This window comes from Tropicibacter sp. Alg240-R139 (assembly GCF_900537075.1).
GTDB lineage: Bacteria > Pseudomonadota > Alphaproteobacteria > Rhodobacterales > Rhodobacteraceae > Falsiruegeria.
Genome location: NZ_UNRA01000001.1, coordinates 671315 through 693761, shown reverse-complemented (window position 1 = coordinate 693761; position 22447 = coordinate 671315). Strand labels below are relative to the sequence as shown.

Annotated in this window: 20 protein-coding genes; 7 read left to right on the top strand and 13 right to left on the bottom strand. The window is 56.9% G+C overall.

All coding sequences use genetic code 11. The annotated features are described in order from the left end of the window. Window positions 1-9: 9 nt before the first annotated feature. From G6R15_RS03455 to G6R15_RS03435, 5 genes are all read right to left on the bottom strand, one after another. Complete coding sequence (locus tag G6R15_RS03455; RefSeq protein ID WP_164658389.1) at window positions 10-1236, bottom strand: HlyD family secretion protein; 1227 nt, start codon at window positions 1234-1236, stop codon at window positions 10-12. After that, complete coding sequence (locus G6R15_RS03450) at window positions 1229-1567, bottom strand: hypothetical protein (RefSeq protein WP_164658388.1); 339 nt, start codon at window positions 1565-1567, stop codon at window positions 1229-1231. Before G6R15_RS03450 ends, G6R15_RS03455 begins: the two co-directional genes overlap by 8 nt. Window positions 1568-1687: 120 nt before the next feature. Further along, the gene (gene fdhF / locus G6R15_RS03445; protein ID WP_164658387.1) at window positions 1688-4474 is read right to left on the bottom strand and encodes a formate dehydrogenase subunit alpha; all 2787 of its coding nucleotides are present in this window, start codon (window positions 4472-4474) and stop codon (window positions 1688-1690) included. Between the two features lie 14 nt (window positions 4475-4488). Then, window positions 4489-6192 carry an NAD(P)H-dependent oxidoreductase subunit E gene (locus G6R15_RS03440; protein WP_164658386.1) on the bottom strand — a complete coding sequence of 568 codons (1704 nt, stop codon included), beginning with the start codon at window positions 6190-6192 and terminating at the stop codon, window positions 4489-4491. Window positions 6193-6277: 85 nt separating this feature from the next. After that, complete coding sequence (locus G6R15_RS03435) at window positions 6278-7159, bottom strand: LysR family transcriptional regulator (protein WP_164658385.1); 882 nt, start codon at window positions 7157-7159, stop codon at window positions 6278-6280. A 204-nt stretch (window positions 7160-7363) separates the two neighbouring features. Here G6R15_RS03435 and G6R15_RS03430 point away from each other — a divergent pair, with 204 nt between their 5' ends. After that, window positions 7364-8917 carry a class I adenylate-forming enzyme family protein gene (locus G6R15_RS03430; RefSeq protein ID WP_164658384.1) on the top strand — a complete coding sequence of 518 codons (1554 nt, stop codon included), beginning with the start codon at window positions 7364-7366 and terminating at the stop codon, window positions 8915-8917. Window positions 8918-9071: 154 nt separating this feature from the next. Here G6R15_RS03430 and G6R15_RS03425 read toward each other — a convergent pair whose 3' ends face one another. Then, window positions 9072-10262, bottom strand: coding sequence for an aromatic ring-hydroxylating dioxygenase subunit alpha (locus tag G6R15_RS03425; RefSeq protein ID WP_164658383.1), 1191 nt, complete (start codon window positions 10260-10262; stop codon window positions 9072-9074). Between the two features lie 179 nt (window positions 10263-10441). Here G6R15_RS03425 and G6R15_RS03420 point away from each other — a divergent pair, with 179 nt between their 5' ends. The 4 genes from G6R15_RS03420 (at window position 10442) to G6R15_RS03405 (ending at window position 14167) form a co-directional block, all read left to right on the top strand. After that, complete coding sequence (locus G6R15_RS03420) at window positions 10442-11872, top strand: MFS transporter (RefSeq protein ID WP_164658382.1); 1431 nt, start codon at window positions 10442-10444, stop codon at window positions 11870-11872. A gap of 64 nt (window positions 11873-11936) precedes the next feature. Continuing rightward, a complete protein-coding gene (locus G6R15_RS03415) occupies window positions 11937-13376 on the top strand; it encodes a coniferyl aldehyde dehydrogenase (RefSeq protein ID WP_164658381.1) in 1440 nt (479 codons plus the stop codon). A gap of 9 nt (window positions 13377-13385) precedes the next feature. After that, on the top strand, window positions 13386-13694 hold the full coding sequence (locus tag G6R15_RS03410) for a hypothetical protein (RefSeq protein WP_164658380.1): 309 nt from the start codon (window positions 13386-13388) through the stop codon (window positions 13692-13694). Between the two features lie 38 nt (window positions 13695-13732). Continuing rightward, the gene (locus tag G6R15_RS03405) at window positions 13733-14167 is read left to right on the top strand and encodes a DUF2141 domain-containing protein (RefSeq protein WP_164658379.1); all 435 of its coding nucleotides are present in this window, start codon (window positions 13733-13735) and stop codon (window positions 14165-14167) included. 305 nt (window positions 14168-14472) lie between these two features. Here G6R15_RS03405 and G6R15_RS03400 read toward each other — a convergent pair whose 3' ends face one another. The 6 genes from G6R15_RS03400 to G6R15_RS03375 form a co-directional block, all read right to left on the bottom strand. Beyond that, a complete protein-coding gene (locus G6R15_RS03400) occupies window positions 14473-14655 on the bottom strand; it encodes a hypothetical protein (protein ID WP_164658378.1) in 183 nt (60 codons plus the stop codon). A gap of 14 nt (window positions 14656-14669) precedes the next feature. Next, entirely contained in the window at window positions 14670-15266 is a 597-nt protein-coding gene (locus G6R15_RS03395; protein WP_164658377.1) for a cyclase family protein, read from the bottom strand. A 1028-nt stretch (window positions 15267-16294) separates the two neighbouring features. Continuing rightward, window positions 16295-17671: an amidase family protein gene (locus G6R15_RS03390; protein WP_164658376.1), complete on the bottom strand. Its 1377-nt coding sequence runs from the start codon at window positions 17669-17671 to the stop codon at window positions 16295-16297. A 39-nt stretch (window positions 17672-17710) separates the two neighbouring features. Then, window positions 17711-18088 carry a nuclear transport factor 2 family protein gene (locus G6R15_RS03385; RefSeq protein ID WP_164658375.1) on the bottom strand — a complete coding sequence of 126 codons (378 nt, stop codon included), beginning with the start codon at window positions 18086-18088 and terminating at the stop codon, window positions 17711-17713. A gap of 19 nt (window positions 18089-18107) precedes the next feature. After that, the gene (locus tag G6R15_RS03380) at window positions 18108-18608 is read right to left on the bottom strand and encodes a flavin reductase family protein (RefSeq protein ID WP_164658374.1); all 501 of its coding nucleotides are present in this window, start codon (window positions 18606-18608) and stop codon (window positions 18108-18110) included. A gap of 50 nt (window positions 18609-18658) precedes the next feature. Further along, entirely contained in the window at window positions 18659-19792 is a 1134-nt protein-coding gene (locus G6R15_RS03375; protein WP_164658373.1) for an LLM class flavin-dependent oxidoreductase, read from the bottom strand. Between the two features lie 321 nt (window positions 19793-20113). Here G6R15_RS03375 and G6R15_RS03370 point away from each other — a divergent pair, with 321 nt between their 5' ends. Further along, window positions 20114-20986: a TetR/AcrR family transcriptional regulator gene (locus G6R15_RS03370; RefSeq protein WP_164658372.1), complete on the top strand. Its 873-nt coding sequence runs from the start codon at window positions 20114-20116 to the stop codon at window positions 20984-20986. Between the two features lie 96 nt (window positions 20987-21082). Continuing rightward, window positions 21083-21673, top strand: coding sequence for a TetR/AcrR family transcriptional regulator (locus G6R15_RS03365; protein WP_164658371.1), 591 nt, complete (start codon window positions 21083-21085; stop codon window positions 21671-21673). 72 nt (window positions 21674-21745) lie between these two features. Here the strand turns inward: G6R15_RS03365 and G6R15_RS03360 are convergent, their stop codons facing one another. Next, on the bottom strand, window positions 21746-22447 hold the full coding sequence (locus tag G6R15_RS03360; protein WP_164658370.1) for an ABC transporter ATP-binding protein: 702 nt from the start codon (window positions 22445-22447) through the stop codon (window positions 21746-21748).

Genomic DNA, 22447 nt, shown 5'->3' with positions numbered 1-22447 from the left:
CAGTCAGCGTCAAGAAAACACCAAGGCTTTCACTGGCAGCAGGATCGCCTGAGCACGCAGTACAATTGCGTTGGCGATACCCATACCATCAACAATCCGGGCGACGAAGGCCGGGAAACCCGTGATTTCTCCGACTTCGATCTCTTTTGCGCGGCTGGTATAGGCGACGCCAACGCAGGCGCTGCCTAGCGGGATGTCTTCAAGGTGTTGGGGAAAGATCGGCGCCAGAAAAACCGTAACCGTGCCGGGTCTTGCCCTGTCCTGTTGATCCAGCAACGCGTCCCCGGGTCGGAATTGCCCAGCAGCAATGGCATTTTGCACGCCATCAACAACCATCGGAATAATGGTCAGAGGTTTTGAGGCACAGGTCATTTCCACCAGCATTCCCGGTTTCACCACGCTCGCTGAAATCTGACCAAAGGCCGCCACAAACCGTCCTTGCCCCGTGACATTGGGAACCAGGATGCCAGCCGGGCGCAGGATCGGGTTCACGATGTCGCCCGGTTTGAGCAGGAATTGCTTTACCGTTCCGTCCACCTCGGCAAAGACCGTTGATTTGGCGATCTCGTTCTCGGCCTCTTGCAGCACGGCCCGCGCACTTTCGCGTTGCGCCGGTAACAGGATGGTCTGGCGGAGCTTTGCGCCATCCAAGGCAGCCAATGCGGCTGCCTTTTGGCTTTCGGCGCGTGACACAGCAATTTGCAAGCGCTCCAACTCTTGCTCGCTGACCGTTGCATTGTTCCGCTCGGCCAGGGATTGTCTGCGGTTTAGATCATCGCTAGCTTGGTTCAAATCGGCATTTGCAACAGCCAAACGAGCCTCGGTCGCGGCGATATCGGTCGCCATCACATCAAGGGCCGCGTCAATCTCGGCAATCCGGCGTCGCGCAGTTTCGACTGCCGCCTCTTGCCGCGTGGTATCAAGGCGAAAGATCGGGTCACCTGCTTTCAATTCATCGTTGTTTTGCACATACACTTCGGCCACGCGGCCTGCGCGGTCGGACAGAACGGTCACCGTACGGAATGCGGCCGAGACATTGCGGGTTGACGGGTGAAAATAGAATATCACCGTGATCAGAGTTACAGCCAGAAGAGCGCAAGCTGTCAAACCCCATCGCAGTTCATACCAAACGTTAAACAACGTGATCTCACGTCCCCATCGCTTGCCCTGTTTGTAGTGGCGATAGAGGTAGTCGGGCACAATCGTGATCAAGGCCGAGAAGACAAGCTCAAGCATCGTCGTTCCCCGCCGTTGTTCCAGAGAGGTGGGACGGGAATATCTCGTGCAAAGGCACCGCCGCGATCAGAATGGCTGCGATCCAGAAAGCATTGTTCAGCGTGAAGAGCGAGATCAACCCGAGCACGCCAACCAACTGCATCTGCACCTTGTGTGTGCCGGTCGCCATCCGGTCCGGGATCGCCTGTATCGTGAAGTAAAGCGCGCCAAAGCCCAGCAGGACTGCCACAAGCACACAACCGACGACGATCAGGAAACCGTCTGTCTCACCTGGTGGCGTCACCCAAAAGGGCAGCCGAGCCAGGGCCTCATCAGAAATGGAACTGTTCATGAGAAGCCTCCAGTTTCCTAACGATACCAGAGGACTATAGACACGATCAGGCTGTCAAATCAACGAAACCGCATATGTCTAGGGGTGCAGGCGGCCCTGTTGGACCGCCTGCACCGTCACTTATTCCGCCGCGATGGCGTCTTCGATCTTTTCGACACGGATCGCCGAGAACTTGAACTCGGGGATCTTGCCATAGGGGTCGATGGCCGGGTTGGTCAGGATGTTCGCTGCCGCCTCGACATAGGCGAACGGGATGAACACCATGTCCTCGGCGATCGCCCGGTCGGCCCGCACCATGATGTCGATGGAGCCGCGACGGGTGGTCAGGCGCACCATCTCACCCGGCTCAACGCCCATCAGCTTCAGGGTGCGTGGGTTCATCGAACAGTTGGCCTCGGGCTCCACCGCATCCAGAACCAGCGACCGGCGCGTCATTGACCCGGTGTGCCAATGCTCCAGCTGACGCCCCGTTGTGGCGATCATCGGGTATTCTTCGTCCGGCGCTTCATCCGGCGGGATGACGCTGGCGGGCGTGAATTTGGCCCGGCCTTCGGGACGCGGGAAACCGTCACCAAACACAATCGCCTGACCCGGGTCGGTCTCGCTAAGCGAGGGATACGTGATCGTCTCGGTCTCCAGACGCTCCCAGGTAATGTTGTCGAGCGAACCCATCGTCTGCTTCATCTCGTTGAACACCTGCGACACATCCGTGTAATCCCAGTTCAACCCGATACGCTGGCCGAGCTCGACGGTGATCGCCCAATCCTCTCGCGCCTCACCCGGTGGGGTCACGGCAGGACGCACACGCTGCACCTGACGGTTGGTGTTCGACACTGTGCCGTTCTTTTCATACAGCGCCGAGGCGGGAAGGATGATGTCGGCATAGTTCGCCGTCTCGGTCAGGAAAATATCCTGAACGATCATCAGCTCCAGCTTCGCCAGTGCTTCGCGCGCGTGGCCCGCGTCGGGGTCGGACATCGCCGGGTTTTCGCCCTGGATGTACATACCCTTGATGTTACCCGCATAGGCCTGGTCGATGATCTCGGTGACTGTCAGACCTTTCTCGTTTGAAAAATCACGATCATCATTCCAGACACTGTTGAACTTGGCACGAATGCTATCGTCCATCACCGACTGATAATCCGGCAAGAACATCGGGATCAGACCTGCGTCTGATGCCCCCTGCACGTTGTTCTGACCGCGCAGCGGGTGCAGACCAGCGCCCGGTTTACCAACGTTGCCGGTCATCAGGGCCAGCGAAATCAGGCAACGCGAATTGTCGGTGCCGTGGATGTGCTGACTGATGCCCATACCCCAGAAGATCAGCCCAGCCTCGGCCCCTGCAAAGATGCGGGCGACGCGGCGCAGCTGATCTGGTTCGATGCCGCAGATCGGCGCCATCGCCTCGGGTGCAAAGGCGCGCAGATGCTCTTTTTCGGCTTCCCAGTTTTCGGTCCAGCGATGGATGTACTGGCTGTCATACAACTCTTCTTCGACAATCACGTTCATGATCGCGTTGAGCATCGAGACATCCGCGCCGGGGCGGAATTGCAGCATCTCATCCGCAAACTTGCGCATGCCGACTCCGCGCGGATCCATCACGATCAGCTTGCCGCCGCGTTTGGCGAACTGCTTGAAATAGGTCGCCGCGACGGGATGGTTTTCGATCGGGTTCGACCCAATGATGATCGCCACATCCGCATTTTCGATCTCGTTGAAGGTCGCGGTCACAGCGCCCGAACCCACGTTTTCGATCAGCGCCGCAACGGAGGACGCATGGCACAGACGGGTGCAGTGGTCGACGTTGTTGTGGCGGAAGCCCTGACGGATGAACTTCTGGAAAAGGTAAGCCTCTTCATTGGTGCATTTGGCCGAACCAAAGCCCGCAACCGAACGCGGATCTTCTTCGCGCAGCGCTTTGAGCTTGGTCGCGGCCAGGTCCATCGCCTCTTCCCACGAGGCTTCGCGGAAATGGGTCGACAGATCGCCCGGATCGACGTTCAGCCCCTTGGCCGGTGCATCGTCGCGCCGGATCAGCGGCTTGGTCAGGCGGTGGGGGTGGTGGATGTAGTCAAACCCAAAGCGGCCTTTGACGCACAGACGTCCTTCGTTTGCAGGGCCGTTGATACCCTCGACATATTTGATCTTGCCGTCCTTGACCTTGAGCGAGACCTTGCAGCCCACGCCGCAGAACGGGCAGACGCTTTCGGTTTCGCTATCAAAATCCTTGCTGTCACCCTGCTGTTTGTCATCCAGTACAGTTGCAGGCATCAGTGCGCCGGTTGGGCAGGCCTGAACGCATTCGCCACAGGCCACACAGCTTGATGCGCCCATGGGATCGTTCTGATCAAACACGATCTCGGCGGTGTGACCACGACCGGCCATGCCGATCACATCGTTCACCTGCACTTCGCGGCAAGCACGGACGCAGAGGTTGCAGTTGATGCAGGCATCCAGATTGACGCGCATCGCGACGTGGCTGTCATCCAGCAACGGGATTTTCTCCGGCTCTTTGGCGGGGAAGCGGCTATCGCTGACATCGTTCAGCTTGGCCATGTCCCAGAAGTGGCTGGATGTGTCGTGTGCTTCTTCGGGCTGGTCGGCAACTAGCAGCTCCATGACCAGGGCTCGCGATTTCTCGGCACGATCACTGTCGCTCTTGACCACCATCCCCTCAGACACGGGGCGGATGCACGAGGCGACAAGCGTGCGCTCGCCTTCGACCTCGACCATACAGGCGCGGCAGTTGCCGTCGGGGCGATAGCCCGGCTGCGGTTTGTGGCACAGGTGCGGAATGGTGAACCCCTGCCCCTTGGCGGCTTCCCAGATGGTCCAGCCCTCGGGCACGGTGACATCTTCGCCGTTCAGGTTGAAGGTGACAGTCTGGGTTGGGCTTGCATCAAGCATGGCTCTAGTCTCCCTCAGATTTCTTCAGCAAAGTGTTTCATGACCAGACGGATCGGGTTCGGCGCCGCCTGCCCCAGACCACAGATCGAGGCATCGCCCATGACCTGGCACAGTTCCTCGAGCAGGTCCTGATCCCACTTGTCGGCCTGCATCAACTTCACCGCCTTTTCGCAGCCCGCCCGACAGGGCGTGCACTGACCACAGCTTTCATCCTCGAAGAACCGAAGCATGTTTAGGGCCGCATCGCGGGCAGTGTCCTGATCGGACAGAACCACAACCGCGGCCGAGCCGATAAAGGTGCCAAGCGGTTGCAGCGTGTCAAAGTCGAGCGGGACATCATCGAAGCTAGAGGGGAGAAGGCCCGACGACGGCCCGCCCGGTTGATACGCCTTGAATGCATGGCCATCGGCCATACCCCCCGCCGCATCAATCACGTCAAGAATGGTCGACCCTGCGGGCAGCAGGAACACACCCGGGTTCGCAACGCGGCCCGAGACTGAGTAGCTGCGCAGACCCTTGCGGCCATTCTTTTCAACAGAATTCAGGATCTGCGGCCCCTCGCGGCAGATCTTGGAAACCCAATAAAGCGTCTCGACGTTATGAACCAGCGTGGGACGGTTGAACACGCCGACCTGTGCCACAAACGGCGGACGGTGGCGCGGCAGGCCCTTTTTACCCTCGATGGATTCGATCATCGCGGATTCTTCGCCGCAGATATACGCACCGGCACCGCGCCGCAGGTCGATGTAACCCGGTTCAACGATCCCAGCCGCTTCCAGCGCGGCGATTTCAGTCGCGAGGATGTTCAGCACTGCTGGGTACTCATCGCGCATGTAGATAAAGCAGGTTTCCGCTTCGACCGCCCATGCGGCGATCAGCATCCCCTCAAGGAAGATATGCGGCGTGCGTTCCAGATAGTAACGGTCCTTGAACGTGCCTGGCTCGCCCTCATCACCGTTCACGGCCAGATAACGCGTCCCCTCGTTCATGCGAACGAAGCCCCATTTCTTGCCCGACGGGAAGCCTGCACCACCCAGACCACGCAGGCCCGAGGTCAGTACGGTTTCCTGCACTTGCTCCCAGTCACCGCTTTCGCGCAGCTCTTTCAACTTGGCATAGCCGCCTTCAGCCGCATAAGCGTCGTAGGTTTCGTAATCGGGAACATGGGCATGGGTGTCATCTGCCGCAATCGCCGCCTGCACCTTTTCAGGTGTGGCATGGTCGATGTGGTTGTGACCGATTTCCAGCACCGGAGCAGTGTCACAACGACCCATGCAGGGCGCGCGGAGGACACGTACCTGATTAGGATCAAGGCCATCTTCGAGCGCCTTTTGCAGCTGTGCAGCACCGGCCATTTCACATGACAGCGAGTCGCAGACGCGGATGGTCAGCGCAGGCGGCGGTGTGTCCTCTTCCTTCACAACATCGAAGTGGGCGTAGAAGGTCGCAGTCTCATAGATCTCGGCCTGCCCCAGACGCATCTCAACCGCCAAGGCGGCGATGTGGTCGGCGCTGATGTGGCCATGGGCATCCTGAATTAGATGCAGAAATTCAATCAACAAATCCCGGCGGCGCGGTCGATCGCCCAACAGGCGCGCAATCTCGGCCTGCGCCTCGTCCGTGAACTGACGGCCTTTGGGCGTGTGCCGCCCTTTGCCCTTACCTGACTTCCAAACGCCCTTGGTTGCGTTTGATGGCTTGGTATCTAATGGTGCCATGATGCCCTCCGATAGACGCTCCGTCTCTCATCAGAAAAGCATATCGTCAAATCGCAAAAGGCAATCGCACGATAACGACACCTTATCACCGCAAAGACGTCACAACCCGCCTTAGTGCGGCAACCGTTGGCAATTCAGGGTCGCGCGTCAGCGTCGCCAAGCAGATGGGTTTGCTGACGTCTGGCTCAATCAACGGCAAGACCCGCGTGCCTTTGAGAGTGCCCAGCGCCCGCACCAGAACACGCGGCACCACCGTGGCCGCCAGCCCTTCGCGCGCCATCACCATCGAAGCGGTAAACCCGCTACTTTCCGCAACCACTTGAGGATGCAGGCCAAGTTCGGCAAAGATGCGATCCAGAATGCGCCGGTTCTGCATCTGTGGCTCAAGCATCGACAAGGGAAACTCGGCCACGCGCGCCCAGGGGATGGGTCCTGTTTCGCTGGTCATGTGCTCGGGTATGAGCAGGACATAAGTTTCCTCGTACAATGGCTGCACGGAACGCAGGTCAGTGCCGATGCTATCGCCATAGGTGACGCCGGCATCAATCGTGCCCTCGTCCAACCGCGTCTGAATCGTGGCTGACGACATGGAATCGATACGTGGCACGATCTTTGGATGTGCCTGATGCAGTCGCCTAATCAGCCGCCCGGTGAACGCCAAGGCCGTAGGGATTACACCAAGCACAAGCGTGCCAGTGATCTCGCCCTTGACTGCCAGCACCTCTTGTTCCAGCGCCTTGGTGTCCAACAGAATGCGGCGGGCGCGACGAACAATCATCTCGCCCTCTTCGGTCAGGCCCTGAAACCGGTTGGCACGCTTGACGATGGAGACGCCCAATCGGTCTTCCAGATTGCGAATGCGCATGGAAAATGCGGGCTGCGAAATCCCACAGTCCTCCGCCGCCTTAGCAAAATGTCGATGCCGCGCCAGAGCGCTCAGCAATTCCAGGTCTCGAAGTTCGATCACGAGCGTAGTCTCCGGGGCGGATTTGCCCCTTTTATCAGATCATAGCGACATTCCGGTCGGCGAAAAGCGTTGCATTGCATGACGCTAAGCAAAGGCGCGGGCAGTCTCAAAAAAAGAAATTGACAAATACAGTGCGTCGCTCAATTTATGTATCGAACGTTCACTAAATTCTAAATGCGAGATATCGGAATTGCACGGACAAACATGCTAACGCTAGGCGAATTGATAAACCGGAACGCCCGCAACTTTGGCAACCGCGAGGCTTATGTTGAGGTCGACCGCCGTTGCACTTGGCGAGAATTGGATCGGCGCTCAGATGCGCTTGGTCGCGTTTTGCGTCGTTGGGGTGTTCGCCCCGGTGACCGGATCGGCGTGATCTTGAAGGACAGCATCGAAGTCGTCGAAACAATCGTGGCCTGCGCCAAGGCAGGGGCGGTTCGGGTCGGGTTGAACTATCGCCTTGCCCCGCCTGAACTGGGTGCGCTGATCGACGACGCAGGTGTGGATCAAATCTTTGTCCAGGCGGACCTCGTACAGGGCGCCAAAGAAGCCCTGGCCCATTCGGCCCGACAGCCGTGTCTGATCGGGATCGGTGACGGCCACGATCTGCCCGACGACTATGAGACGTTGATCACCGAAGGCGCGGCTGAGGAACCATTTAGCCTGTCCCAGCACGAGCGCTTGATGATCTGCTACACCACCGGATCGACCGGCCTGCCCAAAGGCGCGATTTATCCGCATCGCCAGATGATCGAATCCATGGCCGCCATTGCCCTGTCCGAAGGGGCCACACCCGATGATGTCTGGCTGCACGCGATGCCCGCTTCGGGCGTGCCGATCCTGCACCTGCTGCGTAATGTCTTTCATGGCAACACCTGCGCCATTATCGGCGAATGGGATGCTGAACGCGCCTTACACCTGATCGAACGCGAGAAATGCTCGATCTGCGTACTTGTGCCAACCATGCTCAACAGTCTGCTAAGCTCAGGTCTGATTGAGAGGTATGATGTCTCGTCAATGCGCCAGCTTGGCTATGGATCGGCCCCGATCCCGCCTGCCACCGTGCGCGAGGCGGTGCAGGCCTTTGGCTGTTCGTTCCTGCAAATGTACGGCACAACGGAACTGATGGGCATGTCGATGATGCTGACGGCGACCGACCATGATCTGGCTTTAAACGCAGATCACGATTGCCTCGCCAGCGCAGGCCGCCCACTCTATTTTGTTGAAACCCGGATCATCGATGACGAGGGCAACGACCTGCCGCAGGGCGAGGCCGGAGAGCTGTTGATCCGCACGCCTTATGTGATCCCCGGCTACTGGAACCAGGACGTGAAATACACCGAGACTGTGCGCGACGGGTGGCTCTATACCGGCGACATCGCTTCGCAGGATACCCTAGGCTATGTCTATCTGATGGATCGGGCCAAATTCCGCATCAAGTCGGGCGGGTACAACATCTTCCCGGTCGAGATCGAAAACTGCCTGGCCGAACATGAGGCCGTGAACGAGGTCAGCGTCTTTGGTCTGCCCGACCCCAAATGGGGCGACCGTATCCACGCGACAGTGACCCTGATCGACGGCCACACTGCAAGCAGCGAAGAGCTGCGTGAATTCTGCCGTGGCAAGATCGCCAACTTCAAGATACCCAAAAACATCGAGATCTGGGATAGCTTGCCAAAAGGACCGACCGGAAAGATTCAAAAGCGTGAGATCATCGAGATCTGTACACACCGCAAAACCGAACACGCCACTCAGTGAAATCTCGCGATGGCGCGGTGGTTATTTCCGAGCATCGCATCACTTGAACCCCGATACTAGAGCGCAACACGGGGCGTGATTATATTGACCCGAATGGAAACAGGCCGGACCAACCATGATCCAGCCTGTCTTTGCTCGTCGCGACAAGCGCGCCTTATTCTTCAGGAACGTAGGTGCGCACACACTGCTGGAAATAGGTCAACGGCGATTCCGCCCCCGGCCCACTGGCCAGTTGTGCCACGGCATATCTGGGTGATTTCAGAGACCGTTGCATCTTCTCGGCGACATAGACGTCCTCGGTCTGGAAATCACCGGTTTCCAGCGGATGAACCTTCCAATGCGAAGATTTTATAGTGCCGGACGTCTTGTCATAACCGGGGATGTGCTTAAGCCCACCCATCGCCTTCAAGCGGCCTTTGGGCATCCAGCTCAAGACTTCCAAGCGTGTCGTATTCGGGCCGGTTGGATGCATGATCGAGATCGAGAACGAATACGGCGACGTCACCACCAGCGTCGTCGGGAACATCGCATAGACACCGCCATAACCATGCTCTCCCGCATGTACGAGCGGTTTGAGCCGCATCTTTTGCAACTGTTCGGCAACAAACTGCGGGATGCGGCTTTTGATGTTCTCATTCTCGGTCGAATACCAAACCTGATGGTCGCCGTGCGGCTCCCAGACGTTCTTTTCCGGGTGAGGGCCACCCAACGTGTGTTCGTGCAGATACAGCAGGTGATAGCCGTCGATGGCGTTCTCGAAGAAAACCTTCCAGTTGCACTCCATCTCATAGATGATCTTCTCTTGGGCCTGAACCAATTCGGGGCTGTTCAGGTCATGCGGCCAGGCCACTTCGGGGATGGTGCTCAGATAACCGTCAAAGCTCAGATCAGGTTCAGGGCTGACAAAAACCAGGCCTTTGAATTCACCCACTGACGCGCGGTGCAGGCCGTTCTTCTCTTTGTTGAAGTCCGGGAAAAGCGCCTTTTGATCCGGTACCCCGCGCAACGCACCCTCCAGACCAAAGGTCCAGCGGTGATAGGGGCAAACGATGGTCTTGCCTTTGTTGCCACAGCCGCGATCAACCAGCTCGGTCCCGCGGTGGCGGCAAATGTTGTGGAACGCGCGCAGTTCGCCGTCCGAGCCCCGAATTACGAAGAGAGTAAAAGTCCCTACCTGCGCGGTCATATAGTCGCCGGGGTTGGCGACATCCTTGACCAAACCAGCGAATCCCCAGGTTTTGGCGAACAATTCCTTCATCTCGCGGTCGAACCACTCCTGCGAGGTATAGGCCTCAGGCGGCAGAATCTGGGTGGCGCGTTCTGGCATAGAGCAATCTAAAGTCACGAGAATCTCCTCTCTTTTCATCTGGCGCGGGTCTTCAGTAATTAATCATCATTAATGACAAATAATCATCTTTGACAAACAATTCAACCTATGTGTAAACTGAAATTACTGAACGATCACTAAATAAATAAGATCAACTGTGAGAAAATTCCTGCGAGCAGGACCAAAGAGGAAAGAAAATGATAACCCAAACCGCCAATGTGTCCGGCAAGATGCAACTGTTCTACGGGTTGGGCGGTGTCGCCAACGGCGTATTTTCAAACGGGCTCAGCTTCTTTCTGCTCATTTACTATAACCTTGTGATCGGTCTTCCGGCCGAAGTTGTGGGTTTTGCTCTTTCTATTGCATTGGTGTTTGACGCCATTTCGGATCCGGTGGTGGGCTACCTGTCCGACAACTGGAAATCACGACTGGGCAAGCGGCATCCGTTTATTTTTCTGTCAATTGTGCCGACCGCATTTCTGTTCTGGCTGATCTGGAACCCGCCTGCATCCCTAACCACCGATGATCAACTGTTCTGGTTCCTGCTGCTGACTACCATTGGCCTTCGCTTGTCGATGACGCTGTATGACGTTCCCCACAACGCCATGCTTCCCGAACTGACCAGTGACTATAACGCGCGCACGTTGCTGTCTGGGCACAAGGTATCGGTAACGTGGATTGCCGGGCAGATCATCGTGATTGCCATGTATACCATCTGGCTCGTGCCGACTGATTTTATGCCGTATGGCATCCTCAATCAGGCAGGTTATCAAGAGGCCGGACTTGTCAGCGCATTTCTCATCGCAGGTGCCATCCTGATTTCCGCCTTAGGCCTGCTTTCCTACAAAGGGCAGATGACTGAAATTGCCCATGAGCCCACCAAAAGCGCGGGCGGTTTTTTCCGTCAGTTCGCTTCGGCCGCCGGGTTGCCTGCGTTGCGGGCCGTATTCCTGTCTTCAGCAACCTATGCCATCGGGGCGGGCGTCGGGGCGGCCTTGTGGACGTATTTGATGAGTTTTTACTGGGAACTCAGCAACGATCAGATCTCGCTGATTTTGGTGGCCAACCTAGTTGGCGCGCTGCTCGCAGGTTTCTCGATCAAACTTGTGTCGAAACGCGATAACAAAAAGGCGACTGCGATCAACCTGTCAATCCTGTCGACCATCGTTGGCGCTGGCCCCTATCTGCTGCGTTGGTTGGATGTGTTTCCGGCCAACGGCACGGATGCCCTGATCTATGTCTTGTTTGTGCACGGCATCCTTCAGGTGGGACTGATTGTTTGGGCTTCGTCGGTGCTCTCGTCGATGACAGCAGATGTGGTCGAAGTTGGTCTGAATAAATCTGGTTTCCAGAACGAGGGGATCATTACAGCATCGATCACCTTCATCCTCAAAGCAGGCACTGCCGGTGGTCTGGCCGTTTCGGGGATGTTCCTGGCCTTCGTGGGCTTTCCGTCTGCACCCGATCAGAGCAACCTCACACCAGCGATCATCAGCAGCCTTGGCCTGAACTATGCGCTGCTCACCGTTGTAATCTACGCAGCGTCCATCGCCTTTCTTTTGTTTTACAATATTGACAAAAAACAATTTGAGGAGATGTTGAACACAAAAGCCAGCGCGAACAACTAACGAGTTCCATTTGCGGTGCCGACTCTGTCTGAACATCGTCAAAAGATCCCAAAGGGAGACCTAAATGTCCAAGCATGACCCAATTCTGGATGCAGACATGCTGAGTCTGCTCGAAGCGCAGCGTTCAAATTTCCTGAATACCGGAGCCCCCTCGCTGGACGAACGGATCGATCGTATCACCCGTCTGATCGATCTGATTGCCGACAATCAGAACGCCCTGTGTAACGCCGTGTCTGCCGACTTTGGCAACCGTAGCAAAGCCGAAACGCTAATTGCCGATATCGGTGGCACGCTGAGCGAGCTCAAACACGCCAAGTCGCACCTGGCGCAGTGGATGAAACCGACCAAGGCAAAGGTTGATTTCCCGCTGAGATTGTTCGGTGGCAAGGCCCGGATCCAGTACCAACCGTTGGGTGTCATTGGGATCGTTTCCCCGTGGAACTTCCCCATTTATCTAGCGATCGGCCCAATGGGCGAGGCGTTCGCCGCAGGCAACTCGGTCATGCTGAAACCGTCCGAGTTCACCCCAGCCACGTCAACCTTGATGAAACAATTGATCGAAGAAAAGTTCCCACCTACTGAAGCAGTGGTCGTCACTGGTGGCGTGGAGACCGGTGTCAATTTCACCAAGTTGCCGTTTGATCATATGCTATTCACTGGCGCGACCTCGATCGGTAAGCACATCCTGCATGCAGCGGCAGACAACTTGGTGCCGGTGACATTGGAACTGGGCGGCAAGTCGCCCGCCATCGTGACCGACAATGCCGACATGGATGTCGCCACCTCGCGCATCACGGCTGGCAAACTGTTCAACGCAGGCCAGGTCTGCCTGGCGCCCGACTACGCCCTGGTACCCCGCGCCAAGGTCGGTGACTTTGTGGATCAAGTCAAAAACAAGATGGCCGCCGCTTACCCGACCCTGCAGGGTAACACGGACTACACGCATATCGTGTCTGACAGCCAGCACGCCCGCCTCAAGGCGCTGGTGCAACAGGCGCGCGACAAAGGTGCCGAAGTGATCGAGGTGAACCCGGCAAACGAGAGCTTTGATGGGTCGAATGAAAAGGTCATGCCGCCCACGATCATCGTTGATCCGTCGCCCGAACTGGACGTGATGACCGACGAGATATTTGGCCCGATCCTGCCGGTCATCCCCTATGACACGGTCGAACAAGCCATAACCTTTGTGAACGCCCGCCCCCGTCCGCTGGCCTTGTATGTCTTTTCAAAAGACGCGGGCGAGCAGGACAAGGTTCTGGGCAACACCACCTCGGGCGGTGCCTGCATCAACGACACAATCATGCATTCCACGCAGCAGAGCCTGCCCTTTGGCGGCGTCGGCCCCTCGGGCATGGGCGCCTACCACGGGCATCACGGCTTCAAACTCTTCAGTCATGAAAAGGCCGTCTACAAGCAGATCAATATGGACGGCCCGTTCAAGCCGCTGCGCGCGCCCTTTGGCGAAAAATTCAAGAAGGCCATCGCGCCGATGCTGAAGAAGTAAGGGAATTCAATGAAATACCTAACCAACCACCCGGTCACTTGGCTGACCGTTGTCGCGCTCATTCTGGCGACGCTTTTTGGCCATTTCTGGGTCTGGGGATCGCTGTTCCTGTGGTGGGCCTACACTTCGTTCATCGCGGGTGAGGCCTTTATCGGGGAAATCGTGACTGTTCGCGAGAACCCGCCCCTGTTCTGGACCGTCACCGTGATGTGGTTCTTTCTAGGAGCCTACTACGTGGTTCAGGACCTCGCGTGGAGGTTGTTCGGCATCTACTTCGACATCTCTCAGTTGGTTGGTGTGAACCCATACGGGTTCTGATCCCAGACCCGTTCAACATAGCAAGTGAGGAAAAGACTATGAAACTGACACCTATCCTGAGCGGCGCGCTGTTCGCATTGGCCTTGCCGACAACAGCCGCCCTGGCCGACATGGAGGTGACCATCGACGGCGTCAATGCATCCGGTGGTGCGATCCACGTTTTGGCGTTCAACGACCAACGCGCGTTCGAAAATAACATGTTCGCCAAGATGGTGAGCTATGTGAAAATCCCGGCCGCCGAAGGCACAGTGACCGGCACTCTTCCCGGCCTCGAAGCTGGCACCTATGCGATCATGCTGCACCACGATGCCAACGACAATGGGCAGATGGAAATGAAAGGCCCCGTTCCCGAAGAAGGCTGGGGCTATTCCAACAACGCGGGCGCAACCGGTGTTCCGACGTATGAAGAGGCTGCGTTCGAATACTCCGGCGACAATGCCCCCTCGATGAGAATGAACTACGCCCCTAAGTAACTGGCGTAGGCAAAGAACCACGCAAGAGCCCCGCTTAGGCGGGGTCTTTGTTGTTGGAGCAGTGTGTTTGACAGTGGCGGCCATCAACATGAATATCTCATTGGAAGACGCCAACCGATTTCAGATGCAAGCCACGCTTAGGGTCGATCAGAAATTCCTGAAAATCGTCAGCAACCAGGGTGTCGAAGCCTGGTTTTCAGGTCAGTTCAACTATCCCCCCAAAAAAACCAGCCCAAGTTCAGCCGAATGTTTGGCAAACCCAACTGGGAAATCTGACGGAGTTTTCGCAAACAGTTGGTGGCCGCTCACGGTGAGAGGGCAATCAACGCGATGGCGACAACATGCTGATCCCCGGCGACGCCGCGCGTTGCAAATTTGGCTTGCACTCGTCGAAACCCGAAGCGCAGAAGCGCAATACTTGAGCAGGCGGCAAACTCGACATTTTCTTCCGAGTAACACCAGATGACCCTTCGGCTGGTGTCGTGCATTTGCCTGGCCTCGGTTACGAGTTTCCGCGGATCAGAACCCGAGTAGGCGAACCGCTCAGTCCCGTGAGTTTCAGGGGCGTCGCAACGATCTCGCCTTCATCCGGCAATACACCTGCATCATCTGAATTTAGATCTTCGACCAGAAACTTGCCCGCCTCAGCGATGCGCTGATGGAACCACAAGTCATCCGGGTGATCGACCCGAACACCACCTGCCATCACCCAGATCGGCACCGGCAGCGCCAGCAGCGCCTCGATCACCTCGACCGTTGTCAGGTGATCTGTCCGTGCGTCCAATAGCAAATGGGTGACCCCCACCCAATCTTCAGGCGTCATATCCGTCTTGGGCCGTGCTACATCCACTCTGCGAAACCGGCCAACGCAAAGTTGTGGGTCAAAAGCATCCATGGTGGCCGCACCCGGTACGAAATGGCACGGGGCATCCATATGGGTGCCCATTTGCGTGCCCATCGACAGCGCCCAAACCTCGTAGCGGCTGGTTTCAGAGTCGGTCCATTTCATCGCGCCAAACGGCGGATCGGAATAATTGACAGCTGAATAAATCCACATCTCGGGGTTGAGATCAAAACTTAGGTCGACCCATTCGGCCATAGCGCTTCCTTCTTCGCTCGCAGGTGGTACCTAATCTTCATTTTGAATGACACAACCCGCGACTGCGACCTGGGCTTGCCACAGGCCTGCGCTTCAGGCTCTGGACTTCGAAAGGGGCCGCTCCGGTCAAGCGGTTTTGTGCAGAATGACTGATCCACCGAGGCGGTGACTTTGACCTTTTTTCTTGCCACCCTGCTTACCGTCTCCGCCTTGGGCTGAAGTCTTTCGCGTCCATGCTTCGGTTCATGGTCAGCGCTGCGGTTGCCAACATGATGCTGGTTCGATGTAAGTCCGTTGTGCCCTTCGCATAGGCGTGCTTGACAGAAGTCAGCAACTGAACTGACCTCCGCCGCCCGGCAGTGGTTCGCAAAGCAAATCATGTGAGGGGCATCATCAGAACCACGTCCCTGCGGGGCCCAAAACCTGCGACCAGGCAGACGAAGCGTAGAGTGGAGGCAGGATCAAGTTATTTTCAGTGCTGATCCTGCTGGAATATGGCTCCATCAACCCAATTTCAATGGAAGATGACAGCAATACGGCGCGCCAACGCAACCATTGCAACATCCGGCCACGGCATTGTACGAGCTGGTGCACCTGCTTCTCAAAGGTTGCAAGTTCCTGTCGCAGAGCGACCTCTGGCCCAAAGCATGGGTTCCGTAGAGGTTTCCAGCACCGGATCGCCATTCACCAACTCGCGGAAAGTTTCTTACGGCATTTAACGCACCCAACCAGGAAAAGACTGCGCCCCTGCCCTTTCTTGAGCGGCCCTTGCGTTGCGCGTGGCCATCCAAGCCGAGAAAGACAGCGCGACCACCTCAAGGCAATCACTGGCCCCTAACAAGACGTCGCCCGTACGGTCAACCGCAGCCAGTTGGCGCACCGACCCAACCCTGTCGCGGCATCCCGCAACGCGGTTTGCAAGTCTGCCATCTGCGCGCCCTTGCGGGCGTTCGCGCTGACGGGCGCGCATAGCGTGTCGAAAGATGCTCATCACACCCGGCAGGGGGATGTTCAGGTTTCGATAGGCTTCAGAGTTCTGGTGGTTTCAGGCGTCCGACGGCCTGTTCCAGGACGTGGCTCAGGCCCAGGACACCCACATCGTCATAACGTTGACCGATGATCTGCACGCCGATGGGCAGACCATAGCGATCCAGCCCCATGGGCACGTTCGATCCCGGTTGTTCAGTCAGATTGAACAGGAAGGTGTTGGCCCAGCTCTCAAAAATACGGGTCGGGTCTGAGCCGGGTAGCTCGGCATCAAAGGCCGTGTCGGGGGCCGAAGGCAGGATCAGAAAATCATACCCTTCGATCAGTTTCAGCGTCCGCTCGCGCAAGAACTGAGTGGCGACAAAATTCGCGTGATGGTCCAGCGCTGTCAAATCCAGCGCCCGGCGGGTCCAATCGTAGATCACTGGCGTCTTGCGCTGTTCGGCGCCTGGGTGTCGGCTCAGCTCGCTGAGGGTGCGGACCATGTAAAACAGTTCAGCCGGTTCCCATTCGCCGCGCTCAAACGGTGGCGTGTCCAGGCGATCGACCTGAACGCCCTGCCCGCGCATCGCCTCGCTCGCGCGGACGGTTGCATTGGCAACATCCACGGCCACAGGCTCACCGATACCCAGCTCGGTAATGACGAGGGCGCGCTTGCATGCGGGATCATACCGGTCGAGTTCCGCCACGTAGTCGACGCCATCACGCGGCAAAGCAGAAAAGTCACGCATATCAGTCCCGGTCAGCACATTCATGTGCAAAGCAACGTCTGTAACCGAACGGGCCAGAGGACCGGCAACAAGCACTGGACTGCCCTGAAAGTAGTACGGCACACGGCCATAAGACGGCTTGTGCCCCGCCAGTCCACAGTAGGACGCTGGCAAGCGGATAGAGCCCACGATGTCGGTGCCGACCGACACCGGTTCGATTCCCGCACAGACACTGGCCGCCGCGCCCGAAGACGACGCACCGGGAGATTTGCTCAGGTTCCACGGGTTGCGGGTGACACCGTGGTACGAGCTGACGCCGGATGCCAGGATGCCGTAGTCGCACATTGTGTTCTTACCCACGATCACTGCACCGGTGTCGCGCATTCTGGCGACAGTGGGATGATCGGAGGAGTGGACCACACCGCTACCGGCGGCCGACCCACGATAAGTCGGCATTCCGTTGGCTTCCAGCGCATCCTTGATCGTGGTTGGCACCCCATCGAGCCAACCCAAGGGTGCGCCGTCACGCCAACGGAGTTCAGATGCCTTAGCCTGCACTAGCGCCCCTTCGCGGTCGGTGTGATAGATCGCGTTGATCTTTGGATTGACCTCTTCGATCCGCGCCAAGGTCGCGGCCAAGGCCTCGACCGGCGAAAGTTCGCGGCGGCGGAACAGATCGGTCATTTCGACCGCAGAAAGATGGGGCACGGATTCCGTCATAATCGTCTCGGACAAGTTAAGGGATTGTTACTCTTCGTACTTCTTGGCGTAGTAGACCTTGGACGCGATCTTCCATTCGCCGTTGGTCTTGATCAACGACAGATAGTCGATGAAGTACTTGGGCTGCACTGCGCAGTCGATTTTCACGAACGCGGTGTTGGGGCCGGACTGGTCGATGTGCACGACGTGGCCATAGACGGGATAACCTAGTTCCTTGGGGCTTCTGCGGCCCTCAACCAGATCCTTGTATTGCTGCAGAGCCATGTGGATATAGCTGCCATCTTCGTTCGTGCAGCACAGGTCACATTCCGGCAGGAACTGTTTGTCGATGGCGGCAACGTCGCCCTCATGCAGGCCAATCATATAGTCCTGCATCATCGCTTCGATCACTGCGATATCCGGCATCTTTTGGATCCTTTGTCTTTCAGGCCGCCACGGGGGCGAGTTTGAAAAAGCCGCGCTGCGCGTAAATCAGCGCCGAGGCATCGGGGTTCAGGTGCACCGCATCCACCAGGCCAAAGAACACCCGGTGCGTGTGTGCGTCCGTCCATTCGCTGACCGCGCATTCAAAAGACGCCACCGCCTCTTTCAGGATCGGCAAGCCGCTGGCCGACCGGTCCCATGTGCCGGCCATCTGAAACTGCTTTTCCTTGTCCTCTTTTGACGAGAACGCGCCGACGACGTCGGTCAGGCTGTCAGGCACCACGTTCACGGCGAATTTGCCCGATCCCATGATGTAGTCGAACGTGCGCGCGGTCCGGTTGGTGCAAATCAGCAACGATGGCGGATCGGCGGCCAGCGAGGTGACGGCCGTGGCCGCCATACCGGCGCGCGCGCCTTCATGCTCGGACGTGATGATGGTGGTAGAGGCCGCCAGCAGTTGCATGCCCTGCTTGAACATCTCCTGGGTGGTGTCTTGGGTCATGGCGACCTCCGCTATCTTAGGGGCCGGACCTATTGGCCCGACCGTGGCAATCAGCCGTTGACCTGCTTGATGACACCCTCGGAAAATTCGATCAGGGCTTCCTGTTCGATGTCATCGCCGAAGTAGTTGACGTGATGCCAGACGAAGAATTCGTCGATCTGATAACGCTCGGCCAGTTCGCTGATCTGATCCACGACCTGCTGACGCGAGCCGTCCCAGACACGGCCCAAAGGCACGTGATAGGGCGGCGCGTCATAGGCCTTGCCCCACAGCTCGTCGAACATACCGCGATACTGCATGGTCTTTTCAGGCGTTTTGCCCATCAACAGATGACCCCCCAACGCCAGAACATCGTTGTTTGTTGTCTCTGTCAGACCCTTCTCGTGTGCCGCTTCCAGACACTGGTCCAGAATAACGGGCATGAATTCTTCTTTGTCCGCCGTCACAAAGGACACCATCTTGGCACCCTCAGATGCCCAGAACCGCGCGGTTTCCATTGAATAGGAGAACGGCGCGTAGACCTTGGGATGCGGTTGCTGCAGCGGACGCGGAACGATGCCCGACTTGCGCAGGATCTTGTTTTCATCAACCGGGTTGTCACCACCCCAGAGCTTGGTCGGGTTGAACTCCCACTCCACATTTGACGGGAAGTTCCAGAACTCGCCCTGATGCTCGGTCAGATCGTCCGTCCAGAGCGATTTGATCAGGTGCCAGTTTTCATACATCGCGCGACGGTTGCGCTGATCCGCCTCGGACTTGTCGGATTCAGCCGAGGTGATGTCCAGATGCTGACCCATGGTCGCGGTCCAGCGCGGGGTGTTGCCGCGCGAGAAGCCAGCAAACACACGACCACCGGTCATGTGATCGAGCATCGCGATGTTTTCCGCCGTGGTGATTGGGTTCATCGCGGTCAGGTTCATGCCCAACTGACCCACCTTAAAATTCTTGGTGTGCTGCGCGATGTACATGTTCCAGAACAGTGGGTTAGTGGTGCATTCCACCCCTTCGACCTGCATGTGATGCTCGGTCAGGCAGAAACCCTCGTATCCCAGCTCTTCGGCCAGAACCATCTGGTCGCGCAGCGTGTGCATCATCTTGTTGAACCGCCCTGGATCGCGGCCGGCAAGCTGGGCGTCTTCGCCATGCTGCCGAGCGAACGGGATGGCAAGAATCTTGAATTTCATGGCGCGCTCCTCAAGATAACTGAACGTTCACTAACTTTTACTTAAAATCGCCGTGCCGTCAAACAAAATTTATTGATGCGTTACAGAAGCTTTGGAATGACGGGTCGCAACGGAATTAATTGAACGGTCACTTAAGCCTCATCCAGCCAATTGAATGTTGCTGGACAACCATCGCTATGACACGCATCGTATGGGCGGAACATAAGAGGACCTGGGACGAAAATGCATTCGTACTCTTCAGCTCAGATGGCTGATTTCATATCAAGAAAACAAAGTGATAGCGCTTTTTCATCTCTGGCTCTCCAGGCCGCGCGCCATGAATTGGAGCGTGACTGCGACGGTGAACTTCTGCTGATCACCAGCACCGTATCGACCCTGGCAACCCCGTCGGGGGAATCGCTTGTTGCAAAATCAACACGTCTGTCCACCCAAGGCGCCGACCAGCAAGTGTGCCGTGTGATCCTTTCGCAATTGACAGAAGGATCATCCGAAAAGCGCAACGTGGCCGAAGCACTGTGCGTGTTTCAGGTCAAGAAACTTGCCCTTGGGGATCAGTCAGTTGTGGCGGACAAGGCCGAAAAGGCTGCCGGTGCCGGGAAAGAATCCCCTTCGAGCACCGCTGAAATGCGCCGTCTGCAAATCTTCGAGGGGGCGTGCAAAGTCATCGCCCGACATGGGTTCGGAAATTCGACCATGCGCGAAATTGCCCGCGAAGCCGGGCTTTCTGTGCCGTTGATGTACAAATACATCAAGGACAAGGATGACATCCTGTACTTGATCATGACGGTGAACATGCAGGGCATGTTCACCTTCTTTGATAGTCAGGAGTTCAGCTCAGGTAACGCTGATGAAAACCTGATCAGTGCAGTGGATACGTACATCGACTACATCGGGGAAAACCGCAAATATATCAACCTTGTATACTCGGAAACCCGGTCACTGAGCGCCGAAAACCGCATGAAGGTTTTCGACACCGAACGCGATTTCATGCGCCGTTGGCAGGCCATCATAGACGATGGCGTCGACAAGGGTGTTTTCCGCCCTGTAAACACCGAGCTTCTGTCCAATTTCATCTACTTTCTGTGTACCGTCTGGGCTCTGCGACACTGGAGCATCGGGCACTTTCCCGTCGCCGAAGTAAAAACCGCGCTACACGAGTTTGTCTTGACAGGCTTGATGAAAGTGGAAAGTTAACAATTGACGCGCTGGTAGATGAGCGTTGGAAACAATTGATTAATAAGGCCGGGAAACTGGCGTTTACGAAATTTTTGGAAGAGGCATTTCACAAAGATGGGTCGACCGTCGGTACAAAAGCAGCGTAAAGCCGAAGTTCTGGATGCCTTTCTGACTTGTGCGTCAAAATTCGGGATCGAAGGTGCAACGTTAGAGCGTATCGCCACCGAGGCGGGCTTGAAACGTCCGCTAATCAGGCACCACCTTGGCAACCGCGACGACATGGTCAAAGCGTTGTCAGAATATGTGGTGACCGAGATCAATACCTTGGTCGCAGGTATGCGTGAGGCGCTCGAAGGGTATCCGACCGCGAAAGACTTTATCGATGCGTTGTACACCCCACAAAGCAAAACAGACCCACGATTGAACATCGTGTATCAATCACTGACGCATTCCGCAGACAGCTATCCTGGCCTGCGCGAGGAACTGATTGCCGTGATGCAGTCATTCTTTGACTTGGCCAGCGAGGTCATGCAGCGAAATCATCCACACGCCACCAAGGCCGAATGTGATATCGTTGCTCAAGGTGTCGTCGGGCTTTATCTGGCGATGGATTCCCTGTCACCGCTCAATCCGCCGTCTGAATGGGCTCATTCGTCGTACTTCGCATCTTTGCGTCTGGCCAAATCACTGCGCGACATTGATTGAACCCAAGATGCCGACAACAAACGGCCAGCAGAACGTTGCTGGCCGCTGTTTTACTTCACAGTCGGTTAGTGGTCAGACTTCAAGCCATTCCTGCCGAATTTCAGCGTTGTTTTTCAGATCCTCCGGCGTACCTTCGAACACCATATGACCATGGCCCATTACGTAAACACGGTTGGTTACACGCATGGCGATGGTTAGCTTTTGCTCCACCAATAGGATCGATACACCCCGCTCGGCGATCTGCAGCAGCAGATCCCCCACTTGCTCTACGATCTTGGGCGCCAAACCTTCGGTTGGCTCGTCGATCATGATGAAATCTGGATCACCCATCAGTGCACGGCAGACGGTCAGCATCTGTTTCTCGCCACCCGACATCACGGATGCATCGACATCGGCACGGGTCCGCAGGTTGGGGAACATGTCGAACATGTCCTCCATGCTCCAACGCCCATCACCGTCCTTCTGTCCTGGCTTAAGTCCCAGGATCAGGTTCTGTCGGGTAGTTAGACCTGGAAAAATATCACGATTTTCAGGCACATAACCGATACCCTTCTTTGCAATTTCATAGCTTTTTCGGCCCGCGATTTGCTCGCCACGGAACTCGATCGAACCTTGGGGTTCGACCTCTCCCATGATGGCCTTGCAAGTGGTGGAACGCCCCACCCCGTTGCGCCCAAGCAGCGAGACAATCTCGCCTTCGCCGATCTCTAGATTGACGCCCTGCAGGATGTGGCTTTTGCCGTAATATGCGTGAAGATCATTTACCTTGAGCAT